Source organism: Candidatus Endoriftia persephonae, assembly GCF_023733635.1.
Classification (GTDB): Bacteria; Pseudomonadota; Gammaproteobacteria; order Chromatiales; family Chromatiaceae; genus Endoriftia; species Endoriftia persephonae.
The window spans coordinates 1,848,030-1,872,508 of record NZ_CP090569.1 but is presented as its reverse complement, the minus strand read 5'-3'; the positions used below and the strand labels follow the sequence as shown (position 1 = coordinate 1,872,508).

Here is a 24,479-nt window from a genome sequence, read left to right as displayed (position 1 = left end):
CCGCAGAGCACTGACGGCTGCGAGCATTCGCCTGATGTCTGAACTCCCCATAGAAAGCGTGATCGATGCTCTGCAGTGCTGCCTCGCCGATGGCAGTCGCGCAGTCCTCTCCGCTCCACCCGGTTCCGGCAAGACTACCCTGGTGCCGCTGCGCCTGCTCGACGAGCCCTGGCTGGCGGGGCAGAAGATCCTGTTGCTCGAACCCCGCCGTCTGGCCGCCCGGGCTGCCGCCGCGCGGATGGCGGATCTGCTGGGGGAGCGAGTCGGTGAGACGGTCGGATACCGCATCCACCTCGATACCAAGGTATCGCGCCGAACTCGCATCGAGGTGGTCACCGAAGGGGTGCTGACCCGCCTGCTGCAGCGTGACCCCGAGCTGTCGGGGATCGGACTGCTGATCTTCGATGAATTCCATGAACGCAGCCTGCATGCGGATCTCTCTCTGGCGCTGGCGCTGGATGTGCAAGGGGCGCTACGGGAAGAACTGCGGCTGCTGGTGATGTCGGCCACCCTCGATGCGACGGCGGTCTCGGAACTACTCGAGGGCGCGCCGCTGGTGGTCGGCGAAGGAACCTGCTACCCGGTAGAGCTCCACTATCTTGGCGATCCTCCCCGTGGCCGTCGCATTGCGGAGGCGGTTGCCGCCGCAGTGCTGCAGCTGTTGCCGCAGGAGTCGGGTGACCTGCTGCTGTTTCTGCCTGGTATCGGTGAGATTCGCCGGACCCTTTTGCTACTGCAGCAGCGCTTGGGAAGTGACTCTGAGGTGATGCTCTGTCCCCTCTATGGTGATCTCGATCGCGCCGCCCAGGATCGGGCGATCCAGCCGGATCCAGGGGGACGTCAGCGGGTTGTGCTGGCTACCTCCATTGCCGAGACCTCACTCACCATCGAGGGGGTCAGCGCGGTGCTCGACAGTGGTTACTCGCGGCGGCCGCGGTTCCTGCCAGGGCTGGGTCTGACCCGGCTGGAGACCCTGCCGGTCTCCCGCGCGGCGGCGGATCAGCGTGCCGGGCGGGCAGGGCGGCTTGGGCCGGGGCGCTGCTATCGGCTGTGGAGCGAGTCACGCCACGCCAGCCTGCCGGCGCAGCATCTGGCAGAGATCCGCGAGGCTGATCTGGCACCGCTGGCAATGGAGCTGGCGCAGTGGGGCATACAGGCCCCAGACGATCTGCGCTGGCTCGATCCGCCTCCGGCTGCGGCTTATGCTCAGGCCCGCGATCTGCTGATCCGGCTAGGGGTGCTGGACCGGCAAGGTCGTCTGACTGCGATCGGCAAGCAGATGGCAGCCCTGCCATTGCACCCGCGCCTCGCCCATATGGTGCTCTGTGCGGGTTCGCCGGCGGATCGCAGTCTTGCCTGTGATCTGGCGGCGTTGTTGAGCGAGCGGGATCTGCTGCGTACCGGGGCCGGGGCGCGCCAGGTGGATGTGGATCTGCGTCTGGCACTGCTCGAACAGTGGCGTCGACGGCATCGGAAAGGGGCAGAGCTGGACGTGGCGGCCAGCAGTCGGGTCGACCGGAGCAGCCGCCATTGGCAGCGGTTGTTGGGTGAGTGGCGCGGCATGCAGAGCGCCGGGGTGAGCGGCACTGCCGCACTGCTGGCGATGGCCTATCCTGACCGGATTGCGCAACGCACCGCTCATGGGCGCTTCCGGCTGACATCTGGGCGTGGCGCGCTGCTGAGTGAGAATGATCCGCTGGCCGCTGCCCCGTTTATTGTGGCGGCACAGCTCGATGCTGGTCGAACCGAGGGGCGGGTGATGCTGGCCGCGGAGATTGCTGAGGCGAAGATCCGCGCCCTTCCCGGTGTTGAGCTGGAGCTGCGGGAACGGATCGAGTGGGATGCCGCGCAGCAGGCGGTTGTCTGCACAGAGGAGGAGTGTCTGGGGGCGCTGGTGCTCTCTATGCGGGTGCTGGAACGGCCCGATGCCGAGGCGGTGCGCCGCGCGATGCTGGAGGGGATCCGTCAGCTGGGATTGGCTGCGTTACCCTGGAATGACAAGTTGCGGCAGTGGCTGGCCAGGGTCGACTGCCTGCGTGCTGCTGCGCCGAATCAAGAGTGGCCCGACCTCTCGGAAGCCCGGCTTGTTGCGACCCTTGAAGTCTGGCTGGCGCCCTGGCTGGATGGGATCTCACGGCGTTCTCAGCTGCAAAAGATCGATCTGCACGGGGCCCTGTTGAGCCTGCTCAGTTGGGATCAGCAGAGGGAACTCGATCGGTTGGCACCAACCCACCTCCAGGTGCCGAGTGGTTCGCGTATTCCGCTGTACTACGAGGTGGGAAAGGCGCCGGTGTTGGCGGTGCGTCTGCAGGAGATGTTTGGGCTGGGTGAAACGCCGTCACTCTGTGGTGGGCGGGTTCAGCTGATGCTGCATCTGCTCTCGCCCGCGCAGCGTCCGATTCAGGTAACCCAGGATCTGCGGGGCTTCTGGGAACGTACCTATGCCGAGGTCAAGAAGGAGTTGAAGGGACGCTACCCGAAACACTACTGGCCCGATGATCCCTGGTCGGCAGCAGCAACAGCGCGTGCGAAACCGCGGCGTAGTCGCTAATCGCCAGGGTTCTGACGGCTGAGTTGCTGCTCCAGCTGGCGCAGTTGCGCATGGGTGTTGACGTTGGTGAAACGCTTAGGGCAGTCGGAGAAGTCGGCCTGAGCCAGCTTCTGGGTTTTGAACCAGCGGTAGACGGCACGTCCGCCCTGATTGAAGTAGTCGGCCATGGCCGGCTGGACTCTGCGCCTGATCAGTGAGATGACCGGGTGCAGACGCTCGCCATCATGCGGGCAACAAAGATCGGCAGTTTGCGCCTCGAGGCATTGTAGCAGGCGCGTGGCAAGATCCCGGGGCAGCAGGGGAGTGTCGCAGGGGACAGTCAGGATCATTTCGCTGTCACAGGCATCGAAGGCGGCCAGCATGCCAGCAAGTGGCCCTGCATAGTCCTGGATTGAGTCGGGGAAGACCGGGAAGCCGAGCGCGCGGTAGTGCTCTAGATTGCGGTTGGCGCTGATGATCAGGTGATCGGCCTGCTGCTCGATAGCTTCGATGACGTGGTCGATCAGGCGTTGGCCATGCATCATTTGCAGGCCTTTGTCATTGCCGCCCATGCGGCTTGCCTGGCCGCCGGCGAGAATAACGGCTGTGATGGCGTAAGTGTTACCCATTTTTTTTAATTTGGCTATGCGGCGCTGGCGTGATGGTACTGGGTTTGTGTGAATAGATGATACATGTTCCAGAAATCCATTTTGATTCGAGTTCGCGTATAAATAATTGTTTTATTCCGCCGCCATAGTGGGGTAATGAATCTAGCATCGGTTGACCTACTATTCGTAGGTGCTTTGGCAAAGGTAAATTTTTAACAAACGGCAGCAGACTGCCATATAGAGACCAAAAAGGAGAGATCACAATGAGCAATGTTGTACCGGTACGTCGTTTCAACACCACCTTCGATCATGTCAATGTCGATTACGACTGGGAGTATAAGGCGGTCTGGGTCAATCTGAAATATCCTGGCCGTCCCTGCATGACCCGTGCCCTTTTGCACGATGTGGATCAGGTACAGCGAGAGGTCAAAGAGCTGGCTGAGCAGGGATATAAAAACGGTGACGAAAACCGGATGCGCTATCAGGTGCTAACCTCTTCACTGCCAGGGGTGTTCAATCTCGGCGGCGATCTGGCTCATTTTATCGATCTGATCAAGCGCAGAGATCGTCAGGGACTGCTCGACTACGCAACCTCCTGCATCGATATCCTCTTCCCCTCTTCGCAGGGCTACGGCATCCCCTTTACCACCATCACGCTGGTTCAGGGGGAGGCGCTGGGCGGTGGCTTTGAAGCAGCCCTCTCAAGCAATGTGTTGGTGGCTGAGGAGGGAGCCACTTTTGGATTCCCCGAGACGGTGTTCGGCATGTTTCCGGGAATGGGGGCGCTCAGTTTTCTCTCCCGTAAACTGGCACCAGCCTTGGCGAAGCGGATTGTTGCCTCCGGCAAGGTCTATTCGGCTGCCGAACTCTATGAAATGGGGGTGGTGGATGTGTTGGCCCCGGCGGGTGAGGGGCGTCAGGCAGTGATCAACTATATCCGCCATCAGCAGACCCGGGAGAATGGCTTTGTCTGCCTCGACAAGGTGATGGACCAGATCAATCCGGTGACCTACCAGGAGTTGATGAACATCACTACCCTGTGGGTTGATGCTGCACTGGATCTGACTGATAAAAACCTGCGCCTGATGAGCTATCTGGTGAATGCTCAGGAGCGTCGCTGGAATGCCGAGGAGGAGACAACCCAGCAGGTGGCGGGTTAAGGGGTGTTGCTTTTGCGGGCCTGTTTTTCGATCTGCTTCTGCAGTGCGGAGAGGGCTTCCTGGAAGTTCGCTTCGATATCAGCGAGGTAGTTTGTGCCCCAGTGCTCGAAGGCGTTGGCTTCGATCTTGTTGGCCCGGCTTGCTGTTGTCATCAGTTTGATCAGGCCGAGGTTGGCGGCGCTACCTTTTAATGCATGGGCCTGATCACGGTAGAGCTCGATATCGTTGTTGGTCAGGGCTCCGTGCATGAGCTGAATGATCTCCGCACCGTCGCGTTTGAAGTTGTCGAGCAGTCGTTGCAGAAAGCTGCCATCGGTATTCAGCGCGATGAGCTCCTGCAGGATCTGCTGATCGACCAGCGGTGTATGGCTGCCTATGTTTTTTTTATCAACTCGTGTCAACATGTCGGTGCTGCGCTGCTCATTGCTTTGTATAGTGGTGGCGCTGCGTATGGTATTGAGGAGTTTGGCTGATGAGATGGGTTTGGTGAGGAAGAATCTGATCCCAGCCTCACTGCACTTCTCTCGGGCCTCGGGAGTTGCATCGGCGGTAAGCATGATGAATGGGGGTTCGTTTGCAGAAGCATGGGCAAAACGGTAGAGCTTGAAGGCTTCAAGCCCACTCAGGACGGGCATGTTCATATCGAGGATAACAACATCAAATGACTCTTTTTCGAGGGCCTCGAGCACTTTCGCGCCATTGGTGACCAGCTCGCAATCGTGTCCGGCGTTCTCCAGCATGCGCCCTATCACCATGCGATTGGTCGCTTTGTCCTCTCCGACCAGTATGCGGACACGCGGATTGAGCGCGTTTTCGTTTGAGACCTGATTGGCCAGATGAATGACATCTTCACTGCCATACTGCTCGGTTTGTGAGGCGTGCAGGGCGTTAAACAGGAGCGCCTTGTCGAGGGGCGAGCCCAGGGTGTAGATCTGGTTGTCCTTGTCGCCGAGTGGATTGAGTGGTGCATTGGGGGGGTAGATCACAAGAATGGTGAGCGCGGACAGGGCAAACTTTTCGCGCAATGATTCGAGTACGATCCGTACATGTCGGGTGATGCTTACCTGATCAATGATCAGTACCTCAAACGTTTCATTCTTCTCAAAACTGTCACTCAGATGCTGGATTAGTTCCGAAGTGGTGTAGACATCCTGATAAGCGATGGACCATTCGTCGAGATACTGGGCAACTTCAGTGTGAGTGGCTTGATGCGGGCACATGCGCAGGACGTTGCAGCTTGCGAGGCTCTTATCCTGCACCTCGATTATGCTTTGGGAATCCTCTTTGAACTCGATGTCAAACCAGAAAACAGAGCCGAGCCCAGGGGTGCTTTGCACCCCGATTCGCCCCCCCATCAACTCAACCAACTGTTTGGCGATTGAGGTTCCAAGGCCGGTGCCGCCGAAGCGTCGCGTAGTGCTTTCGTCCGCCTGACTAAATTTTTGGAAGATGGCGTCCTGTTTCTCCTTCGGGATACCGATGCCGCTGTCGATGACTTCAAAACGAATCAGTGCCCGTCCCTGCTGGCTGCGCAGCAGATTGCAGTGTAATTCGATACTTCCTTTGGGAGTGAATTTGATGGCATTGCCAAGCAGGTTGATTAGTATCTGTCGCAAGTGGTGTGGATCGCCGATCAGTTTGTAGGGAGTATCCAGACCGATCTGGCTGTTCAGCCGTAGGGATTTCTGCGTGGCATGGGACTTGAGCATGCGTAGGGTGCCGTGGATCAGGGCATAGAGATCGAAGGGCGTACGCTCGATGGTTAGTTTGCCGGCCTCGATCTTGGATATGTCGAGGATGTCCTCAATCAGATGGAGTAGGGTCTCGCCGGATGTCTGAATGGTTTCAACATACTCTTTGGCGGCGCTATCCAGATCGCAGGTGCGCAGCAGCTCGCCGGTACCGATGATGCCGTTGAGAGGTGTCCTTATCTCATGGCTCATGCGGGCGAGGAAATCACTCTTTGCGCGATTGGCGTCCTCGGCCCTTTTCTGTTCCTGTTTGAAGCGGCGGATGAATACAGTGGCGTATCCTGGGAGAATGAAAAACGAGAGCAGCAGTCCGACACCAAAGAGGGGGTGTTCAAGCCAGAATGTGTTGTTTGCTAGGACATAGCCGAAGCCGGTAACCGAAAGGACAACTGACAGGTAGAGATAGCGCTCGCCATAGCGGAAGGCGTTGCCGAAAGTAACCCAGAGATAAACCCATACCCATGGGGCCAGCAGGTTGCCGGTGAAAGATGAGACCAGGCTGAAACCCCAGATATCACTGATGATACCGATAATGCGTCTGGGCTGGGAGATCCGGGAGGAGACCCTGATCGACAGGTAGATCAGCGAGGAGAAGACGAGAAACCCGGCAACCAGCTGGATGGTAAGTGCACCTGGATCGCCAACGGAGAGATCAGACGGAGAAGTCAGCAGCAGATAGAAGAGAACGGCGGCAGAGAGTACAATTCTGACAAGCGCCTGTTCGCGCTCGGAGATGAGCGACTTTTCCAAATCATCAGGCATTTTTCCTTGTTGGCGCATCGCTTGATGTCATCTGGTTTGATATCTAAACATGCAGATAGGTCCCCTCTGGAGCCGGTCTTTCCACCCCGATCGCTGGATTTTCGGCACCTTGGGCGAAAAAGACAAAAAACTGCCGCGTCATGATAGCTGAAATTCTGACTCCATTGTGAGAAGGGGGGCGAGTTTTGCTTTCTGGTTCACAGGTTCTTGCCTATAATCCCTCTCCGTCAGACATTGTGAGTCTGGGAAAGGTCGGGTCAACAAATAACAAAAGGTGTTCAGCCTCATGTCAATCGAGTCCGTTGTTATCGAAGCCATCGCAAAACAGAAACAGCTGAGTCTGGATGCGATTTCGCTGGATTCAAAACTGCAGGATCTTGGTGTCTCCTCTCTGGACGCGATTACAATCGTCTACGAAGTTGAAGAGGCCTTCGATGTCGAGGTGCCTAATGATGCGCTCGAGCGTCTGGATCGCGTTAAGGATATTGTAGAAGGTGTTAGTCGGTTGCTGTCCAAAGATACGGTAGGTTGATGAGGCGGGTTCTCATAACCGGCCTGGGAGTGGTCTCCCCGCTGGGAAACGATATTGGATCTGTGAGTGCCAGTTTGCGCAGTGGCGCCAGCGGCATTCACAGGCTGAGACGTATTGACACTGCAGATCTTAAGGTGCAGATCGGTGCGGAGGTAGATGATACAGTCTTTGCCGATCCTGACAGTGACCTGAATTATTCGCATCTGGACAGATTTTCCAAATTTGCCGTCAAGGCGGCTGCTGAGGCACTGCTCGATTCAAAACTGCCCCCGGAGGCGTTTGAGAGGATGGTGGCAATCATCGGTACCGGTTGCGGCGGCAAGGAGACCGATGAGGAGACATACTGCAGACTCTACAAGGAGGGTAAGTTACGGGCCCATCCGATTACCATTCCCAAAGGGATGCCGAGCGCTGCGGCCAGCCAGGTGAGCATGCAGTTTGGTATCCGTGGTCCAGTCTTTTCCGTGACCAGTGCCTGCTCTTCTTCAGCCCATGCCATCGCCCAGGGGGTGATGATGATCCGCTCAGGGATGGCCGATGTGGTGATTGCTGGTGGAACCGACGCCCCCTTTACCTTCGGTCTGCTGAAAGCGTGGGAGGCCCTGCGCGTGCTTTCCCGGGATACCTGCCGTCCATTTTCTGAAGATCGTTCAGGACTGGTGCTTGGAGAGGGGGTCGGCATGTTGGTGCTGGAGTCTGAATCCCATGCGCTGGCCCGGGGGGCACAGGTACATGCAGAGCTTGCTGGTATCGGGATGAGCTCCGATGCCTCCCATATCACTGATCCTTCTGTGGACGGGGCAGTACGGGCAATGCGGCTGTGTTTACAGGATGCTGGAGTTTCTGCCGATCAGGTGGACTATATCAACGCCCATGGCACCGCGACCAAGGCCAATGATGTGAGTGAAACTGCGGCAATTCGCAAGGTGTTTGGCGCGCATGCAGAGAAGCTCAAAGTCAGTTCGACCAAGTCGATGCATGGCCATGCGCTGGGTGCTGCCGGAGGGATTGAGCTGGTCTCGACAGTGCTGGCTATGCAGCAGGGGTTTGTACCTCCAACGATCAATTTTACCCGGCCAGGAGAGGGGTGTGACCTCGACTATGTGGTGAATGCTGCTGAGCCGATGGAGTTCGACTTGGCCCTATCTAACTCCTTTGCCTTTGGTGGATTGAATGCTGTATTGGCAGTTCGCCGGTTTCAGGATTAAAGCCTTGTCTGGAACTGTAGGATGCGGCCCTGATCTCTTTTTCTCGGATCAGTCTGGCGCATCCGGCTTGCGATAGAGAAACTGACCGTTGCCGAATATTTCGCCATTCATCGGGGCGAAACAGGCCTTGCTCAGAGAAAAATAGTCGTTCCAGTAGCGGATCGCTTCCGCATCGAACCCATCCTGCTGTAACACATCGATATGTTCCCAGAAGCGGCGGTGCCACTCGTCGAGGGTATGCCAGTAGTTCATGCCATTGATGAACCAATGGTTTTCCAAGTTTAGATGTTCTGTCTGCTGGGCCAGGACCTGATAGGGCCAGATACGCCCTCCTGGAAAATATTTATCAATCAGGGTGTTGCTGGATGAGAGAAAACGTGTGATTGGTTGCTTTGATACGATCAGATGGTGGAAGCTTGCACCGCCGGGTTTTAGGAAGCGGGTGATGCGGGCAAACAGTTGCTGCAGATTTTTAGCATGCTCCAGCACACCGATCGAAGTAACGAGGTCGTACTCAGCGATGCCCAGCTCTTCATCGGAGAGCTGATCGAGTTCCGCATTGATCAGCTTGAGCCCTGCCGCAGCAAAGGGATGATCGGGATTGCCGGCCTGCCGTCGGATATAGTCGGCTTGGGTTCGGCTCGCCGTCACTGATGTAATGTTGAGCTTTGGAAATCGCTCCAGCAGGTAGTGTTCAAAAGAACCAAAGCCGCAGCCGATGTTGAGGACTCGCTCGTCGCCCTGGATATTACATCGCTCACAGATCCGCTTAAATTTCTGCGTCTGGGCCTCCTCCAGAGATAACTGGCTTGCCTGTGCTGCGTCACCCGTCTCATCGAAATAGGCCATGGAATAGGCGAGATATTTCCGGTCCAGGAAATTGCTGAAGAGGGTCTCTGATTCGTTGTAGTGCTGCTCCATCAGTTGCTCGGTGACCTCCCAGGTGGGGCCTTCACTGGCGCACTGAATGAACGGCTCAAGTGCATCGGGGGATGTCGGCTGTTGAGCATATTCTCGAGAGAAGAAGCGGGTGAGGCGGGACTCGAGGGTAGCAAGCTCCTCTGATCCATAAGGGTGTATCGGAGTGTCGATGTGGAAGCCTTCCGTGTGAGTTGGATTTAGCTGGTACGCACCGTTCAGGAGCGCCGGGAAGCCGAATTCTCTCTCTCCGAGAGGTACTCTGTAAAGCGTGTACTGGTGAGCGCATAAACAGATTTCATCTGCTCCAGTAGTCCGGGGGCCTTTTCATCAAAACTCTTGTCGTCGATTCGTGTGGCACTGAGGCTCATCTCATAGAGCGCAAAGGCTCCTAAATGGCCTGCGCTATCAACTAGCAGATGGGCATGGTAGCGAAATGCGGGGGCGTCGCCTGTATTGAGGGTCGTCTCCATCTGCTCCAGAATCTGGTTGCTTTCGAGGGTAAAGCGGTTTACCAGATCGGCAATAAAATCGGGCGCATTGCCAAGATTTTCCAAGTTGTCGAGGACCAGAGTGTCCAGGATCTCCGGATTGTGAAAACGGGTTGTGGCCTGACCTGGCCGCTCCTCGATGAGTGCTGAGTTGTCTGACTCCGGTTCTCCGGCAAGGATGGTCTCAGTGAGCACTTTGAGAAATTCATGGGACTCGATGGGCTTGAACATACAGGCGTCAGCTCTGACCTGTTCACACTCTCTTACAGTATCTGGAGTGTTCTGTTCACTGATGACGATGAACGGCATCCAGCGGGTGACAGAGCGGGTGAAGTGGTGGAGTTTGATGACCTGGATGCCGCTCATTACGGGCATTGCCATATTGACTATGGCCAGGTCAAAGTGGTGGCTCTCGAGAGCATCGAGCGCCTGTTCCCCATTCTCCACTGTATAAACTTTATGACCGGCGCGTTTCAGGATGCGCTCCATCAGATTGCGGTCACTGGCGTTGCTTTCAGCCAGGAGAATGTCTTGTGGTGGCAGCACGGGCTGTTGTTGTTTGTGCAGTCGCCCCAGCAGGCTGGTGATCTGTGTGCGTTCGTCGCTGATACCGTGTTGCGAGCGTATTGCTGCAAACAGCAATGATTTGTTCAGTGGTGTCTCCAGGATATGGGTGTAGCCGGAGGCGGAGAGACGTTCCCGGTAGCTTTCAGGTTGACGGGGGCCGATATAGATCAGAATTAGTCCAAAAAGCCTGGGTTCCTGGTCGATCGCTGTAGAGATCTGGATCGGGTCCACATCAAGATGGCGTTGGTCGACGATCATTACGCTGAAAGGGGTCTCGTCAGGATTTTCCAGTGCGCCGAAGATGGTGGCGAAAGCGCGTATGCTGTTGGGTACAATGCGGAAATCGTGGTTCCATTCGCCGAGAAACTCACCCAGGCGCTCGGCATGGGTTGAGTCATGGGAGAGCACCAATACCCGCTGTTTGCCCTGCGGAGTTGCCAGTATTTCATCACTGTTATTGGTGTTGGATTCAGGGCGTCCATCTTCTGCGTTGGATGCCGCGCGCTCCTGCATTCCTGGCAGGTCAGTGAGCGGAGTGCCGGTTGAGGTGCGATCATCTAGATCGTCGTAGGTGTCGAGTTCGTTGAGCGCCGAGGGCGTTAAATTGTTAAGGATCGAGGCGAAGAATGTGCTGAAACCGATAAAAGCAAGGATCACCCCAATGCCCTGCGCAAGATGAGCGCCATCAAACGGAATGTTGATGAATGCAGCGGCGACTCCAAGGATTGTGGTAGCCAGTGTGAAATAGAGATAGGAGGTGCCGAAGTGGTAACCATTGCTAGCAATGAACAGAGGGTAGAGCGCGACGAGAAAAAGCCCCTGATCACCGGAAAAACGCAGTAGCAGAGAGATTGAGGCGATGTCGACGAGTATCCCAAACAGTCGTCGCGGCTTGGATGGAACCGGTGAGTTGATGATTCTGACTAGTAGCGCTGCTGAGATCAGGATATAACCACAAGCAACGAGAAAGGGGACTTTTGTCAGACTGAAGTCAAAAAATAGATAACTTTGAGCCGCAAACCACACAAAAAGTGGCACAGAGATCAACAGGCGAATACCTGCATGCTCTATCTCCAGGTCGGGGAATTGATTCAACCCGGGTAGGACATTGTGTTGTGATTGGCTCCGTTTATCCATCAGGCGTCCTTGGTAGTCAGTTACTGTTTACCTTTGGTTCTTTGGGAAGGTCTTTGAGGATATCGCTAATGTCACCTAAGCGTCGCAGGAAGGCATCGGCACAATCCGGATCGAAATGCCGGCCTCTTTCGTGAGCCAGATATTCTAACGCCTCAGATTTAGACCAGGCGGGCTTGTAAGGGCGTTTCGAGACAAGTGCGTCGAATACGTCTGCAACCGCTACAATTCTTGCCTCTAGAGGGATACTGAAACCACGAAGTCCCATCGGATAACCGCTGCCATCGAAGCGTTCGTGGTGGTGAAGCGCGATGATTGCCCCGGTTTGCAGATAGCTTGACGGGCTATCTTTGAGAATGCTGTGGCCATATTCGGAATGGCGTTTCATTACATCCCACTCTTCTGGCGTCAGTTTTCCTGGCTTCAGCAGGATATGATCCGGGATGGCAATCTTGCCAAGATCGTGCATCGGCGCGGAGTGACGGATCAGCTCTTGCTGTTCCTGGGAGAGGCCGATCTCTTCGGCGATGAGTGCACTGTAGCGGGATATTCTGAGGATGTGATTGCCGGTATCCTCATCACGAAACTCGCCTGCCTTGGCGAGTCGAAAAATGGTCTCTTTTTCTCTGCGCTCCAGCTCCCGGGTTGTCTCCTTCACCTCCTTCTCCAGCCAGCAGGCGCGATCCTTGATGATCTGCTGTTGGCGACGCATGGTCAGCAGGTTTTTGCAGCGGGTACGGCACTCCGGGTGGTCTATGGGCTTAGCGAGAAAATCAGTAGCACCAGACTCTAACGCCTTGTATCGGATCGATTTATCCTCGACACAGGTGATGATGACTACAGGCACGTCGCTGCAGCTGGGGATTTTTCGCAGCCATTGGATGAATTCGACCCCATCCATGTTGGGCATCTTGAAATCGGTAATGACCAGGTCGACCGGATTCTCTTTGGCCCAGCTGAGGGCACTGATCGGATCTTCGAAGGCCCGCGTGATGATGGTGGCGCCTATTTCGATGGAGCCGATGAGCTCCTCAAGGATCATCCGACTTATCGCTTGATCATCGATGATGAGAACCTGGGGCATAGTAGATTCCAGCTGTTTCCCTTTTATCCGTTCCGCTTGTGAGTGTATTTCTGGCTCATTTCGGCAATGACTAGCTAATGATAACAGATGCCCTGTTTGAGTTAGCACCCATACCTATCGGAATTGTGAAATTGTCACAAATCAGAATTAGACTAATTCCCTGCTTTATGTGTTTGCTTCCTGGTATCAGGCTTCACGCAGCACCTCCTCTAGCAGGCGCTTCAGAGTGTTGGGTTCAAAGGGCTTTCCCGTGATTGCGGAGACGCCGGCCTCGCGCGCCATGGCGAGGCGGTGTTCATTAGACTCACTGGTCAACATGATGACCGGCAAGCTTGGCTGATCACTGCTGTTGCGGATGAAGTGCGCCAGCTCCTGGCCATCCATGCGTGGCATATTGTAGTCGGTAATCACCAGATCGAAATAGTGCTCCCTGACCTGATAGGCTCCCTCTTCGCCGTCTCTGGCCTCGGTGATCTGTTCGACTCCCATCGCTTCCAACACCCGACGGGCATGTTTTCGCGCCATATCGCTATCATCCACCAACAACACCTGCAGTGACTCGGGTTCGAGGTTCTCAAGGGTAATGTCAGGGCTGTCGATGAAGTCGAGGGTCGCCTGGAGCGCGATCTGCAAATCATCCTGGCTGAAAGGCTTTGGGATGATTGCCACCGCGCCCGCCTGCTTGATTGGGTCGAGATAGCGGAAGCAGGTCTCGCTGGAGATCAGGATGAAAGCGATATCGGCCAGTTGGCTCTCTTTTCGCATGCTGTGCACCAGATCGGTGCCGGTCATATCGGAGAGGTAGAGGGCGCTGATCACCAGGTCGGGAGGGGTGCGGCGCATCTCCTCGAGGGCGCTGGCGCCGTTTTTCAGCATATCGATGGTGCGCACCCCCAGATTGTGCAGATAACGCTCGACGATGTGGCTCTGGGTAACTGAGGGTTCGATCACGATGACAGACAGCTCATTCATCTCGATTCTGTGCATCGCACGCGCTCCTTGCTTGAAAACATAATTATCAACATCTCGGCATATTCGACAGGCTGGAATTCTCTCCAGTAGATTACGGCAGGCGAGGCGTTTTCTTCAGGTCGCAGAATAGTCGGCTTTGCACGGCCGGCATTGGCCCGTAAAATCGGCGCTTCCGATAAATCGAGGGCCTCACGGTGCGATTGAGTGTTGATCAGTTCCGCAAATGGAACAATAAGTGCGTCACCCTGATGGGGATGTCCGGGGTGGGCAAGACCCGCCTCTCCAATATCCTGCGCAACAGCAACTGGTTCCACTATTCCGGTGACTACCGCATCGGTACCCGCTATCTGGATGAGGCGATCCTGGACGAGATCAAGGCCCAGGCGATGCAGATCCCGGCCCTGCGAGATCTGCTGCTCTCCGACTCCATCTTCATTAACCACAATCTCACTGTGGATCACTTGAAGCCGGTCTCCGCCTTTCTCGGCATGCTCGGCAACCCGGAACTCGGCGGTATGCCCCTGAATGAGTTCAAACGCCGCCAGCGACTGCATCGCGAGGCGGAGATCGCGGCGATGCGGGATGTGCCCGCCTTCATCCACAAAGCCAACAAGATCTACGGCTACAGCCACTTCATCAACGATGTTGGCGGCAGCCTCTGTGAGCTGGACGAGCCCGGGGTGATCGAAGGCATCGCCGAGCACACCCTGATCCTCTACATTCAGGCCACCGAACGGGATGAGACTAACCTGATCGCGCGTGCCGAGAAGGCTCCCAAGCCACTCTATTATCGGGAGGAGTTCCTCAATGAACAGCTGCAGATCTTTATGCAAGAGCAGGACCTCTCCTATGTGGCGATGATCGAACCGCTGGAGTTTGTGCGCTGGGTGTTTCCACGCCTGTTCCGTGCGCGTATCCCCCGCTACGAACAGATCGCCCGGGAGTTTGGCTATACCGTCTCCACCGATGAGATCAGCCTGGTGCAGAATGTGAATGACTTCCTCGCCCTGATCGAGCGGGTGATCGCCCGTGAGTCGAACACTGAAAATGAGCAGGAATAGCGCATGCCTTTAGTTGCCCACTCGAAACTTCCCACCTTTGAACGACTGCGCGAGGAGGGACAGAATATCCTGCCGCCGGGGCGGGCCATCGAACAGCACATCCGTGAGTTGCATATCGGTCTGCTCAACATGATGCCCGACAAGGCTCTGGAGGCTACTGAGCGGCAGTTTTTCCATCTGGTAGGGGAGGCCAACCAGATTGCACAGATCTACATCTACCCATTTACCCTGAATGAACTGCCGCGGGGAGCGAAGGCCCAAGCGCATATCGAGCAGCACTACAGCGCGTTTGAAGAACTGAAGGAGAAGGGACTGGATGCCCTGATCATCACCGGTGCCAATGTTACCCACCCGAACCTCTCCGAAGAGCCCTTCTGGGGGCCGCTCAACCAGGTGGTCGACTGGGCGCTGGAGAATGTCACCTCGGTGCTCTGCTCCTGCCTGGCGACCCACGCGGTGATGCAGTTTCACCACAACCAGCGACGCACTCCAATGCAGGGCAAGTTGTGGGGAGTCTTCAACCACCATGTGGTGGATCGCCACCATCCGCTGGTCAATGACATCAACACCCGTTTCGATGTGCCGCACTCCCGCTTCAACCAGATCAGCCGGGAGCAGTTTGATCAGGCGGGCCTGAAGGTGTTGGTAGAGAGTGCAGAGGCGGGGGTGCATCTGGCGGTGAGCGCCGACGGCCTGCGGGTGGTCTACTTCCAGGGGCATCCGGAGTACGACACTATCAGCCTGCTGAAGGAGTACAAACGCGAAGTGATGCTCTACTGGGAGGGGCACAGGTCCGAGTATCCGCCATTTCCCGACAACTACTTTCGGCTGCGTGACCAGGCGATCCTCGACGAGTACCAGGATCATCTGTTCAGTGCGAAAACGGCAGGCGGGCCAATGCCAGAGTTTCCCGAGGCGCTGGTTACCGCCTCTTTGCAAAACACCTGGCACGATACAGCCGAGGCGGTACTCGGCAACTGGATCGGCACCGTCTATCAAGTGACCCACCAGGATCGCCGGCTCCCCTTCATGGAAGGGGTCGATCCAGAAGATCCGTTGGGCCTGCGAGGCGCGTGAGCGCGGCCGGCCGGATCGATGCCGTCCTGCTCGACATGGACGGCGTGCTCTACCACGGTGAACGGGCGCTGCCCGATGCGGCCAGCTTTATGCGGCGTATCGCCTTTCTGCCGCACGCCTTCATCACCAACAACCCGATCCTGCCGCCAGCTGCGGTGGCGGAGAAGCTGGCCCGGCTCGGCTTCGAGCGCCCTGATCCGGCACAGATCATCACCTCGGCCCAGGCCACCGCCCTCCATCTGGCCGAACAACAGCCCGGCTTTCGCTACTTTGCAGTGGGTGCCGCTGGATTGCACCAGGCGCTGGCCGAGGTGGGCACTGCCGATCAGCAGGCGGCAGATTTTGTCGTGGTGGGGGAGGGCGCCGGGCTCGACTATGAGAGCCTCACCACCGGTATCAATCTGATCCTCAAACAGGGCGCCCGTCTGATTGGTACCAATCCCGATACCACGGTGGACGCAACCATTGATGGTTGCCATCGTATCCTGCCCGGTGGGGGTGCCCTGCTGGCGCCATTTGCGATAGCCACCGGAGTGGAGCCGTTGATCATCGGCAAGCCGCAACCCTTGCTGTTTGAGATTGCTCTGCAACGGCTGGGAATTGAGACGGAGCACTGCCTGATGGTGGGGGATCGTCCCGACACCGATATTGCCGGTGCGGCGCGCTTGGGAATGCGAACAGCACTGGTCAGAACCGGTCGCTTTGCTCCGGGGAAGCCCTGGCCTGAAGGTTTGCCGCGCGCGGATTGGGACTGCGATAATCTGGAGCAACTGAGCGACGCTCTGACGTTGCTGCGGTCAGGCTAGAGGGTGAAATGGTGCTAAGAGCCGGGCTTTGTCAGAGCCCTTTTGCGCAAAGAATTATGCAGGGAAGATGGCGGAGCGGACGGGACTCGAACCCGCGACCCCCGGCGTGACAGGCCGGTATTCTAACCAACTGAACTACCGCTCCACTGGAAGAAGCGCGGCAGTATACGGCTTTTTTTTGGCAGGTCAACAGTCATCACAGAAAAACCCTTAACTATTTTTTGTTCGCCGTATCTAGCCAACTGCTCCACAGCTCAAACAGATGGCGATTGGTGGCTGCGATCGCGATTTTGGGGTGCAGGCTTTGGTTGTCGTCAGCGTTGGCCATGAAGCTCTCCTGCAGGCGGCTGATGCCGCCTGCTTCGCTGAAGATCAACCGTCCCGCCGCATAATCCCAGAGGCGTGAGCTGCCGTGCAGGTAGAGCTGCAGTCGGCCCGCCGCCAACCAGCACCAGTCGAGTGCGACACTGCCGATGCTGCGTTGAGAGCGATAGGGCGGCTCGCTGACCAGGCGGCATCCCAGCTCCGGGGGCAGGCGCTTGAGATCCACCATGGCAATGCAGTCGCCCAGGGTCGAACGTCTCTCGTTCAACTGCAGCGGGGTTCCGTTGAGCCAGGCACCTTGGCCGGCGATGGCGTGAAAACACTCACCCCGGAGTGGATCGTAGATCAGCCCCAGTTCGGTGTGATTGTTGTGAATCAGCGCCAGGGAGACGGCGAAACAGGGCATGCCGGTGGCGAAGTTGGTGGTGCCATCGAGCGGGTCGAGCACCCAGAGTCCCTGAGTGGTGTCTGCCAGCAGGGCGTTCTGTTCGTCGCTTGGCATCTCCTCGCCGAGGACGGGGATCTGCGGGTGGAGCTGCATTAGCTGCTGTTGTAGCTGCTGCTGCATCGCCAAATCCGCCTCGGTGACCAGTGAGCCATCCGTCTTGGTTTTGATGCGGCTGTGCTGGAAGCGGGGCAGCAACTCTGCATCAGCGATCCGGGTGAGCAGCGACCTGATCTCGGTGAGGTTGATTGAGCTGGATATCGACATGGAGAGAGGGCCAATAATTTGCGTAATCGCAACGACGGGGTGGGAATCCAAGGCTATTCTTAGCTCGATTCGGGCCATTAACCATACCTTTTGTTGGGAGCCAATACATGCTATTTGATGTCGATGAGGCCACACGGAAGCGGGCCAAGGCCCCGCATGAGATCTTCATGCTGAATCTAGCAGGGTTTCATCTGATGATGGCCCCGGCGGCGATCGTCATGGATGTGGGGTATCTGGGGTTTCTGATCCCCCTGGCCCTCTCGCTCTGCATCATCGCTTTACTTTGGATTCGCGCCACCACGATGACTGAGGATGTGTCCTGGTTTGTGCGCATGCATTGGCGCCTGGCGGCGAATCGTACACGCATCCTGCTGGTGGGTTATCTGATCAGCGGTACTATCATCGGCCTGGCGCTGCTGGCGACCTCCGGCAGCGACAAGGGCGGAATCATGATGGTGGCTCTCTCCCGGGTTGCGATTGTGCCGGTGCTGTTGACGGTGATGGCCTGCTTTGTGCTCGAATCGAGCGGCATCTACCAAGCGCAGCGTTTCGAGGTGCCGGATGGGCTAGTGAAGCGTTTCCCGCCACCGGATGATCTGCCACGGTGGGAGGCGCCGGAGGCGGTTGGTAGCTCCCCAAAAGATGCCGGTGTAGGCTGACTCAGCCCGACTGTTTTTTGTCTGAATTGCAATGGCGGTATCCCCGGATTGGGAGGTCGTTATGGGGTTCCCATTCGGCATTTGCTTAAGAGGATCTGATTTGCGGCCGCTAACTCTGCATTAAGAGTGCATCGAGTAGAGGGACGCATGCCGCGACTGACAAAAAAAGTATTTGCCGACCTGGCCATCTGGATGCTCGGTTTCGGCATCGTCGTTGGCATCATATTTCCGTTTCTGCTGCTGATGCTGGAGTTTCCCGAGGCCGAGGTGATTCGCCCCGGTTTTTTCGCCATCACCCTGGCGGCTGGGGTGCTGCTGGCCATGGTCAACTATCTGCTGGTCTATGGTGTGGTTCAGCCGCGCTTGAATCTGCTGGTGGAGCATATGCAGTCCACCGAAGGGATGATCCACAATGCGACGCGACAGCAAAGCTGGGGCCACTGCGATGCCAAGAGTTGTTTTGTCCCCCAGGATTCTGACGATGAGATCGGCGCGACGGCCGCCGCCTTCAATCAGCTAGTCGCGGAGCTGATGCGTTCGCGCAAGCTGGACAACGCGGCCAGTGAGTTCTCCCATGCCCTCTCATCAAAGCTGGATCTGGACGAACTCAATCAACACGCCCTTGATCTGTTGATCGAGCATACCGAAGCTGCGGCTGGTGCGGTGTTTGTGGAGATGCAGGGCGAACTGCAGGTCGCGGCGAACCGTGGATTGGAGCGGGTGGAGTCGATCGCACAGAGCAATCATCTGCTGAACGCATTGAACAGCGGTGAGATCCGGCAACTCGATCTGCCGAAAGAGGTGATGGTCGAAGGGGTGTTGACCAGCTTTCGACCGAGTCAGATCCTGTTGATCCCGGTCAGTTTCAAGCAGCAGAGTCAGGGGGTGGTAGTGCTGGCCACAGGTACGGCCTTTCCCCGGGATGCCCTGTGGTTATTGGGACTGGTCCGGCAGGGCTACGGTCTGGCCCTGAATAATGCCCTTACCCACAGCCAATTGCAGCATATCGCTGCCATCGATCCATTAACCGATGTCTACAATCGCCGCTTCGGCCTGGCGCGTCTGCATGAAGAGTTTGGACGAAGCCGACGCTCTGGCAGTCCGTTCGGGCTCTGTATTTTTGATATCGACCACTTCAAATCGGTAAACGATACTTATGGCCACTTGAGCGGAGACAAAGTGTTGGCCGGTGTGGCGGAACAGGCACGTGAAGCACTGCGCAGCGAAGATATCCTGATCCGTTATGGCGGTGAGGAGTTTCTCATGGTGTTGCCGGGCGCTGCTACATCCCAGGTGGCAGAAGTGGGGGAGCGCATCCGCAAACGGATCGAGGAGATGCGGGTGGAAAACAACGGCACCTCGCTGAGCGTCACTGTCAGTGTTGGTTGCAGCGCCTATCCCGACGATCAGGTAGAGGATGAGCAGACACTGATCGGCCACGCGGACGAGGCGCTCTATCAGGCAAAAGCGGGGGGACGCAACAGGGTAGTGCGTTATCGCCCCGCCACATCCTCAGAATAGGTGGCTGCCCGGGCGCTTTGGTGTCAAATATTTGCTCGGTCACGTCAGGCTGAAACCTCGCAGGGAGAAGAAGAGCAGGTGCGGATGCTCCCGACTGCATACTCACCGCCAACTCACTTACTACCCGCTAAGTGGGTAGTTTGATGAAGGCTCATGGATGGGGCCGGCAAACCTTTCCGCCGTTTACCTCGGATAAGCCCGTGTACTAACCAGCCCTGCTAAAAGAATGATCCACAAATAACGCAAACAATACGGCTATTGTGCAAATCCAGTGACGCCACTTTAGTTCGTTGTCAGAAAGGCTTATGTGCGTTTTTTGCGGACTGAATCCCTGCCTTTATCGATATCTATGCTCACCCGGACTTCTTCCATAATAATTAAGCAGGCTTCAACGGCAGAGCCTTTTCGAGTCGCATCGCCTGAGGCGGTGATTTACCCAAATTGAATAAGTTGATGTCCATGGAGCCCTCAGCGGGGTGGAGTGAAAGTGGCGGTTGGCCGATGAAGTGGGTTTATCCCTGCTGCAGGCTGTCGATGAAGCGGTTGGAGCGTTCGATGGAGCGGTTCATGCGTTCGAGTAGTTGGTCGATCTCCCGTTTCAGGGCGCTGAACTCACCACGCAGGGTGCCGATCGCCTGGGCGTTGAGGTTGTGTTTGAGAAACAGCACGTTGTCGCGAAAGGTGTTCAGTACCGGTTGCATCGCACGTTCCGCTTTGAGCATCGACTGCAACATGCTGGCGTAGCGTTTGCGGGTCTGCTGCAGTTTTTTCCGGCTCGCCGCCTTCATGCTCTGGTTGTTGTAGAGCCCCAACTCCTCCTGCCACTCGTCGAACAGTGCATCGGCCACCGATTTGACCTTGTCAATACGCTCGGATACCGTGTCCGCCGCTGACTGGCTCTCTTCGTATTCGTCATTGAGAGCCGCATAGGCCTGTTTGAGATCCGTATTCTTCAGCTCGATCACCGCGGCAAACTGTTCCAGGGCCGACCTGAATTGCTGCTGGGCTTCGCTCTGGGCGTCGCGGGTTGCCTCCACCCTGTCTGCCAGGATATCGCGCTTGTGGTAGCCGACCTTCTCCATGGTGTCGTAGTAGAGCGTGGAGCAGCCTGTGAGCAGGAGTAGTAGAAGTGGGAGGAGTCGTGTATTGAGCATGGTGCATGGGTGTCCTGGATGGTTTCGTTTGCGACCATTCTGCCATAGTGGGCCGCCCGCTGGCATTGGTGCCGGGGGGCGCTGGAGCGTTGCTGATTGCGCTGGCTGGTGCGCTTCCGCCACAGGCCTAAGGCAGAAGGTAAGGCTGGCACGGCACTGGGATCTCCTACGGTGGTTGCCGCGACGGCTCGGGATGGGGTGATGCAGAGCGGCCTCGATTTGGGGTAAGGTCAGCGCTCACAATAGGGAGGCCGGCATAGTGGTGAATCGTGACTGTTTTTGTATCCCCAGGGATGCGCTTGGGGTACTGCTGGTAACCGCCTCGAATCAGTTTCATCTCACCTATAAGCGCTATGTCGAGCGCTGTCCGCGTGATCTCGGCTACGACGTGATCGGTTGGGACTAGCTGATGACGATGCAGTGGCAGCGGCTGCTCTCCCGCAAGCGGCTGGGTTCCAGCCAGAAACCTTCGGAGATCACCGCGCGTACCGACTTTCAGCGTGATTTTGATCGCGTCGTCTTCTCATCGGCGTTCCGCCGCATGCAGGACAAGACGCAGATCTTCCCCCTCACCAAGATCGATTATGTGCGTACCCGCCTGACCCACAGTCTAGAGTCCTCCAGCGTGGGACGCTCACTGGGTACCCTGGTAGGGGAGCAGATCATCGCCCGGCATCGCCTGGTGGCGAGCGAGGCGTCGGACTTCGGTGATATCTGTGCCGCCGCCTGCCTCGCCCACGATATCGGCAATCCGCCATTTGGCCACTCCGGAGAGGATGCGATCCGCCTCTGGGCAGAGACCTCCGCCTACGGCAGCCAACGGGTGGGGGTGCTGCGTGACAGTCAGCGCGAAGACTTTCTCAATTTTGAAGGTAACGCTCAGGGGTTTCGGGTACTCACCCGTCTGCAGAACCGCGACAACCCTGGCGGTCTACAACTCACCGCCGCCACTTTGGCGGCCTTCACAAAGTATCCGCGGGAGTCCTGCATCGGATCCGGGCGGTTTGATGGGGTCAGTGCTAAAAAACCGGGCTTTACTGCCGAGGACCGGGAGCACTTTGAGATGGTGGCGCAGAGTGTCGGGCTGATCCGGCGCGATCCGATGTTGGGCATCTGGTACCGTCATCCGCTAGCCTTCTTGGTGGAGGCTGCGGATGATATCTGCTACCGGGTGATCGATATCGAGGATGGCTATCGGGTAGGCCATCTGAGTTTTGAGAGCGCACTGGATCTCTATCTTTCTGTACTAAATCAGCCGGACAAGTTGAAACAGCGGCTCAACGGGATCATCGGTGATAAGGAGAAGATTGAGTTTTTGCGTGCCAAGGTGATCAATCAGACGATCATCGAGTGCAAGGCCTGCTTCCTCGACAATGAGGCCGATATCCTGGCGGGTCGTTTCGACCAGCCGTTGATGTCGCATATCCCACACCAACAGGAGATGAACCAGTTGATCGAGGTGGCGCGGGAGAAACTCTATTGTGCCCGTGAGGTGGTGGAGATAGAGACCGCCGGTTTCCAGGTGATCAGTGAGCTGCTGGAGCGTTTTGTGCGGGTGCTTGATGATGTTGCTGTGCGGGGCGAACGAGCCAGTCCACGCAGCCTGATGATGATCCGTCTGATCCCGGAGCAGTTTATCGGTCTGGGGCGGCGTCCGGTGGCGGATGACTACGCCCGGTTACTCAAACTCACCGATTTTGTCGCAGGCATGACCGACTCCTATGCGGTCTCCCTCTACAAAAAGGTCACCGGCATCTCTCTGCCTGGAGGCTGAGTGCTGGTAAGCTTTTTCGCATAGTGTGAACCTGTTTTATCTTCCCGTGGGTAGCCCTGGTTTGTAGTTGACGAGTGGCAAACGGACGCTGAAAATAGCTTCCGAATAGCTGGAGCGCTGTGCAGAGAGGATAGATGTAGCGGCATGCGCGTAGCCATGTAACAGTAGCCCTCACCACGCTTTTTGAATCTGTATGATATAAAGAGCGGTCAAGCGTAATGGGTATGGTGATCTATTCTCGTTAACCCAAGGTAATCACAAAAAGAACAATGCTCCGAATCTCATCTCATCCCATCTCCAATGCTGGCTTGATGAAGTCAGTTTATGGCGCGAACAAGAACATAGTTGTCTGTGAAAAATAAGTTAACCTCAGTCGTCGTTCTCGATATCAATTTCGCCGGCTATGGTATCCTGCGCTCGCTGGCCCCCTATGGTATCCCGTTGATTGGATTCTATCCTGATGCGTCGGTTCCGGAGGCCAAGACCAGGCTGTGCAGTCGGAAGTATCACTTCAAGGATGATGAAGAGCTGTTGGCGTTGCTGACCAGTCTGCCCGAGCTGCAGAGTGAACGGCCTGTGCTGATGCTGACAGCCGATGCCCATGTCACCTTCTACATAGAACATCGGGAGCTGCTGGATCCCCTCTATCTGATCGATATGCCGGATGCGGCGATGATCGATCTGCTGTTGGATAAAGAAAAGTTCTCGGCCTATGCGCTCGAGCACGAGATTCTGATTCCAAAGACGCTGGTGATCGACAAGACAACAGATCTGCAGCAGGTTGCCGCTAGCTACCGTTTTCCTGCGATCCTCAAGCCGAGTTCAAAGAGTTCCCTGTGGCGGGAGTCCGGCCTGGCGAAGGCATTTCATCTTGCCGATGCAGAAGAGTTCCTCTCAGTGTGCAGCATGGCTCTGTCGTATAGCGACAGCCTGATCGTGCAAGAGTGGATCGCCGGCAATGACAGCAACGTGCATTACTGTTTGGGCTATTTCGGCGAGACAGGGGATGACATTGTGCTGTTTACCGGTTATAAGCTGCGGCAGTGGCCCGTGGGTACTGGTAGTACCGCAACCACCGTGGTCGTCGATAACAAGTGGATCGAGGAAGAGACCAAAAAGATATTCAAGAAAGTAGGCTTCAAAGGCTTTGGTTCGGTAGAGTTCAAACGCCATGAGCTGGATGGACACTACTACGTAATGGAGCCGACAGCCGGTCGCCTGAATCAGCAGGAGTATGTGGCGACCTTGAATGGGGTGAATATACCGTTGGCGGCATACAACTATATAACCGGTATGGAGATCGTAGCGGAGCCGCCGAAAAAACTGCCGGTTATCTATATCGACGAAAGGGCAGAGATTGCCAGTACCTATGTCCATTTCAAAAGGAAACTACTGAGCTTCGCTGAGTGGCGGAAAAGCCTTCAAGGCAATCGAGCCTATCGTTACTGGACCCCTAAGGATCCTGTCGTCTTTTTCAGTTTTGTGCTCAAACATGTCGGGGATGTGCTGCGCAAGGTCGTCAGTTTTATCATCAGACGCTGATTAAATGTACTTCCCTGCATCTGCATACAGCAGGGGAGAGCCCGAACCTCTTCTACAAGTATCAACTGCTGATCCCCCTTATTGTGTCTGCATGGCTGCCTGAGATCCTCTCCCACTACCGGGGCGTTATCA

General features: G+C 56.6%; 20 protein-coding genes and 1 tRNA gene. 12 read left to right on the top strand and 9 right to left on the bottom strand.

Translation table 11 applies throughout. From position 1 onward, the window contains the following. Positions 1-34: 34 nt before the first annotated feature. Entirely contained in the window at positions 35-2,551 is a 2,517-nt protein-coding gene (gene hrpB, locus L0Y14_RS08370) for an ATP-dependent helicase HrpB (RefSeq protein WP_005964803.1), read from the top strand. Here hrpB and mobA read toward each other — a convergent pair. Beyond that, entirely contained in the window at positions 2,548-3,159 is a 612-nt protein-coding gene (gene mobA, locus L0Y14_RS08365) for a molybdenum cofactor guanylyltransferase MobA (protein ID WP_006475543.1), read from the bottom strand. The two genes, hrpB and mobA, sit on opposite strands and share 4 nt — an antisense overlap. Before the next feature lie 242 nt (positions 3,160-3,401). On the opposite strand from mobA, the gene L0Y14_RS08360 reads away from it, so the two are divergent. Beyond that, positions 3,402-4,298 carry a crotonase/enoyl-CoA hydratase family protein gene (locus L0Y14_RS08360; RefSeq protein WP_005964794.1) on the top strand — a complete coding sequence of 299 codons (897 nt, stop codon included), beginning with the start codon at positions 3,402-3,404 and terminating at the stop codon, positions 4,296-4,298. Here the strand turns inward: L0Y14_RS08360 and L0Y14_RS08355 are convergent. After that, positions 4,295-6,811: a hybrid sensor histidine kinase/response regulator gene (locus L0Y14_RS08355; RefSeq protein ID WP_240991717.1), complete on the bottom strand. Its 2,517-nt coding sequence runs from the start codon at positions 6,809-6,811 to the stop codon at positions 4,295-4,297. The two genes, L0Y14_RS08360 and L0Y14_RS08355, sit on opposite strands and share 4 nt — an antisense overlap. A 286-nt stretch (positions 6,812-7,097) precedes the next feature. Between L0Y14_RS08355 and L0Y14_RS08350 the strand changes: the two genes are divergently transcribed. Together L0Y14_RS08350 and L0Y14_RS08345 are read left to right on the top strand one after the other, a co-directional pair. After that, positions 7,098-7,343: an acyl carrier protein gene (locus L0Y14_RS08350; protein WP_006475544.1), complete on the top strand. Its 246-nt coding sequence runs from the start codon at positions 7,098-7,100 to the stop codon at positions 7,341-7,343. Then, complete coding sequence (locus L0Y14_RS08345) at positions 7,343-8,551, top strand: beta-ketoacyl-[acyl-carrier-protein] synthase family protein (protein WP_083825182.1); 1,209 nt, start codon at positions 7,343-7,345, stop codon at positions 8,549-8,551. Before L0Y14_RS08350 ends, L0Y14_RS08345 begins: the two co-directional genes overlap by 1 nt. Before the next feature lie 48 nt (positions 8,552-8,599). Here L0Y14_RS08345 and L0Y14_RS08340 read toward each other — a convergent pair whose 3' ends face one another. The 4 genes from L0Y14_RS08340 to L0Y14_RS08325 all read right to left on the bottom strand — a co-directional run bounded on the left by L0Y14_RS08340 (position 8,600) and on the right by L0Y14_RS08325 (position 13,732). Then, on the bottom strand, positions 8,600-9,472 hold the full coding sequence (locus L0Y14_RS08340) for a class I SAM-dependent methyltransferase (protein ID WP_005964788.1): 873 nt from the start codon (positions 9,470-9,472) through the stop codon (positions 8,600-8,602). Positions 9,473-9,687: 215 nt separating this feature from the next. Next, positions 9,688-11,664 carry a response regulator gene (locus L0Y14_RS08335; protein ID WP_005964786.1) on the bottom strand — a complete coding sequence of 659 codons (1,977 nt, stop codon included), beginning with the start codon at positions 11,662-11,664 and terminating at the stop codon, positions 9,688-9,690. Between the two features lie 16 nt (positions 11,665-11,680). Next, a complete protein-coding gene (locus tag L0Y14_RS08330; protein ID WP_083825183.1) occupies positions 11,681-12,745 on the bottom strand; it encodes a response regulator in 1,065 nt (354 codons plus the stop codon). 186 nt (positions 12,746-12,931) lie between these two features. Then, positions 12,932-13,732, bottom strand: a complete 801-nt coding sequence (locus L0Y14_RS08325; protein ID WP_006475548.1) for a response regulator — start codon at positions 13,730-13,732, stop codon at positions 12,932-12,934. 179 nt (positions 13,733-13,911) lie between these two features. On the opposite strand from L0Y14_RS08325, the gene L0Y14_RS08320 reads away from it, so the two are divergent. The 3 genes from L0Y14_RS08320 to L0Y14_RS08310 are packed head-to-tail and all read left to right on the top strand — an operon-like array spanning position 13,912 to position 16,661. Further along, complete coding sequence (locus L0Y14_RS08320) at positions 13,912-14,778, top strand: hypothetical protein (protein ID WP_040819986.1); 867 nt, start codon at positions 13,912-13,914, stop codon at positions 14,776-14,778. A 3-nt stretch (positions 14,779-14,781) separates the two neighbouring features. Further along, on the top strand, positions 14,782-15,855 hold the full coding sequence (gene metA, locus L0Y14_RS08315; protein WP_006475550.1) for a homoserine O-succinyltransferase MetA: 1,074 nt from the start codon (positions 14,782-14,784) through the stop codon (positions 15,853-15,855). After that, complete coding sequence (locus L0Y14_RS08310) at positions 15,852-16,661, top strand: HAD-IIA family hydrolase (protein WP_006475551.1); 810 nt, start codon at positions 15,852-15,854, stop codon at positions 16,659-16,661. The genes metA and L0Y14_RS08310 overlap by 4 nt, the downstream gene beginning before the upstream one ends. Before the next feature lie 68 nt (positions 16,662-16,729). Here L0Y14_RS08310 and L0Y14_RS08305 read toward each other — a convergent pair. Then, positions 16,730-16,806, bottom strand: a tRNA-Asp gene (locus L0Y14_RS08305). Between the two features lie 69 nt (positions 16,807-16,875). Next, the gene (locus L0Y14_RS08300) at positions 16,876-17,697 is read right to left on the bottom strand and encodes an inositol monophosphatase family protein (RefSeq protein ID WP_006475552.1); all 822 of its coding nucleotides are present in this window, start codon (positions 17,695-17,697) and stop codon (positions 16,876-16,878) included. A 107-nt stretch (positions 17,698-17,804) separates the two neighbouring features. Here L0Y14_RS08300 and L0Y14_RS08295 point away from each other — a divergent pair, with 107 nt between their 5' ends. Then, on the top strand, positions 17,805-18,356 hold the full coding sequence (locus tag L0Y14_RS08295) for a hypothetical protein (RefSeq protein ID WP_006475553.1): 552 nt from the start codon (positions 17,805-17,807) through the stop codon (positions 18,354-18,356). Between the two features lie 147 nt (positions 18,357-18,503). Further along, positions 18,504-19,877, top strand: a complete 1,374-nt coding sequence (locus L0Y14_RS08290) for a sensor domain-containing diguanylate cyclase (RefSeq protein WP_006475554.1) — start codon at positions 18,504-18,506, stop codon at positions 19,875-19,877. Positions 19,878-20,389: 512 nt separating this feature from the next. Here L0Y14_RS08290 and L0Y14_RS08285 read toward each other — a convergent pair. Next, complete coding sequence (locus L0Y14_RS08285; RefSeq protein ID WP_050798727.1) at positions 20,390-21,031, bottom strand: DUF2959 domain-containing protein; 642 nt, start codon at positions 21,029-21,031, stop codon at positions 20,390-20,392. A 262-nt stretch (positions 21,032-21,293) separates the two neighbouring features. Here L0Y14_RS08285 and L0Y14_RS08280 point away from each other — a divergent pair, with 262 nt between their 5' ends. The 3 genes from L0Y14_RS08280 (at position 21,294) to L0Y14_RS08270 (ending at position 24,347) form a co-directional block, all read left to right on the top strand. After that, positions 21,294-21,437 (top strand): diguanylate cyclase, encoded by a 144-nt coding sequence (locus tag L0Y14_RS08280; protein ID WP_240991718.1) that lies wholly within the window; start codon positions 21,294-21,296, stop codon positions 21,435-21,437. Positions 21,438-21,440: 3 nt separating this feature from the next. Beyond that, positions 21,441-22,805 carry a dGTP triphosphohydrolase gene (dgt, locus tag L0Y14_RS08275; protein WP_005961054.1) on the top strand — a complete coding sequence of 455 codons (1,365 nt, stop codon included), beginning with the start codon at positions 21,441-21,443 and terminating at the stop codon, positions 22,803-22,805. Between the two features lie 351 nt (positions 22,806-23,156). Next, positions 23,157-24,347 (top strand): carboxylate--amine ligase, encoded by a 1,191-nt coding sequence (locus L0Y14_RS08270; protein WP_006475558.1) that lies wholly within the window; start codon positions 23,157-23,159, stop codon positions 24,345-24,347. Positions 24,348-24,479 lie beyond the last annotated feature (132 nt).

What these genes read in the sequence shown, in the direction of transcription:
- mobA (WP_006475543.1), bottom strand. Translation starts at nt 3,159, where the DNA reads ATGGGTAACACTTACGCCATCACAGCCGTTATTCTCGCCGGCGGCCAG.
- L0Y14_RS08340 (WP_005964788.1), bottom strand. Translation starts at nt 9,472, where the DNA reads ATGGAGCAGCACTACAACGAATCAGAGACCCTCTTCAGCAATTTCCTG.
- metA (WP_006475550.1), top strand. Translation starts at nt 14,782, where the DNA reads ATGCCTTTAGTTGCCCACTCGAAACTTCCCACCTTTGAACGACTGCGC.
- L0Y14_RS08360 (WP_005964794.1), top strand. Translation starts at nt 3,402, where the DNA reads ATGAGCAATGTTGTACCGGTACGTCGTTTCAACACCACCTTCGATCAT.
- L0Y14_RS08345 (WP_083825182.1), top strand. Translation starts at nt 7,343, where the DNA reads ATGAGGCGGGTTCTCATAACCGGCCTGGGAGTGGTCTCCCCGCTGGGA.
- hrpB (WP_005964803.1), top strand. Translation starts at nt 35, where the DNA reads ATGTCTGAACTCCCCATAGAAAGCGTGATCGATGCTCTGCAGTGCTGC.
- L0Y14_RS08330 (WP_083825183.1), bottom strand. Translation starts at nt 12,745, where the DNA reads ATGCCCCAGGTTCTCATCATCGATGATCAAGCGATAAGTCGGATGATC.
- L0Y14_RS08295 (WP_006475553.1), top strand. Translation starts at nt 17,805, where the DNA reads ATGCTATTTGATGTCGATGAGGCCACACGGAAGCGGGCCAAGGCCCCG.
- L0Y14_RS08290 (WP_006475554.1), top strand. Translation starts at nt 18,504, where the DNA reads ATGCCGCGACTGACAAAAAAAGTATTTGCCGACCTGGCCATCTGGATG.
- L0Y14_RS08300 (WP_006475552.1), bottom strand. Translation starts at nt 17,697, where the DNA reads ATGTCGATATCCAGCTCAATCAACCTCACCGAGATCAGGTCGCTGCTC.
- L0Y14_RS08355 (WP_240991717.1), bottom strand. Translation starts at nt 6,811, where the DNA reads ATGCCTGATGATTTGGAAAAGTCGCTCATCTCCGAGCGCGAACAGGCG.
- L0Y14_RS08325 (WP_006475548.1), bottom strand. Translation starts at nt 13,732, where the DNA reads ATGCACAGAATCGAGATGAATGAGCTGTCTGTCATCGTGATCGAACCC.
- L0Y14_RS08350 (WP_006475544.1), top strand. Translation starts at nt 7,098, where the DNA reads ATGTCAATCGAGTCCGTTGTTATCGAAGCCATCGCAAAACAGAAACAG.
- L0Y14_RS08335 (WP_005964786.1), bottom strand. Translation starts at nt 11,664, where the DNA reads ATGGATAAACGGAGCCAATCACAACACAATGTCCTACCCGGGTTGAAT.
- L0Y14_RS08285 (WP_050798727.1), bottom strand. Translation starts at nt 21,031, where the DNA reads ATGCTCAATACACGACTCCTCCCACTTCTACTACTCCTGCTCACAGGC.
- dgt (WP_005961054.1), top strand. Translation starts at nt 21,441, where the DNA reads ATGACGATGCAGTGGCAGCGGCTGCTCTCCCGCAAGCGGCTGGGTTCC.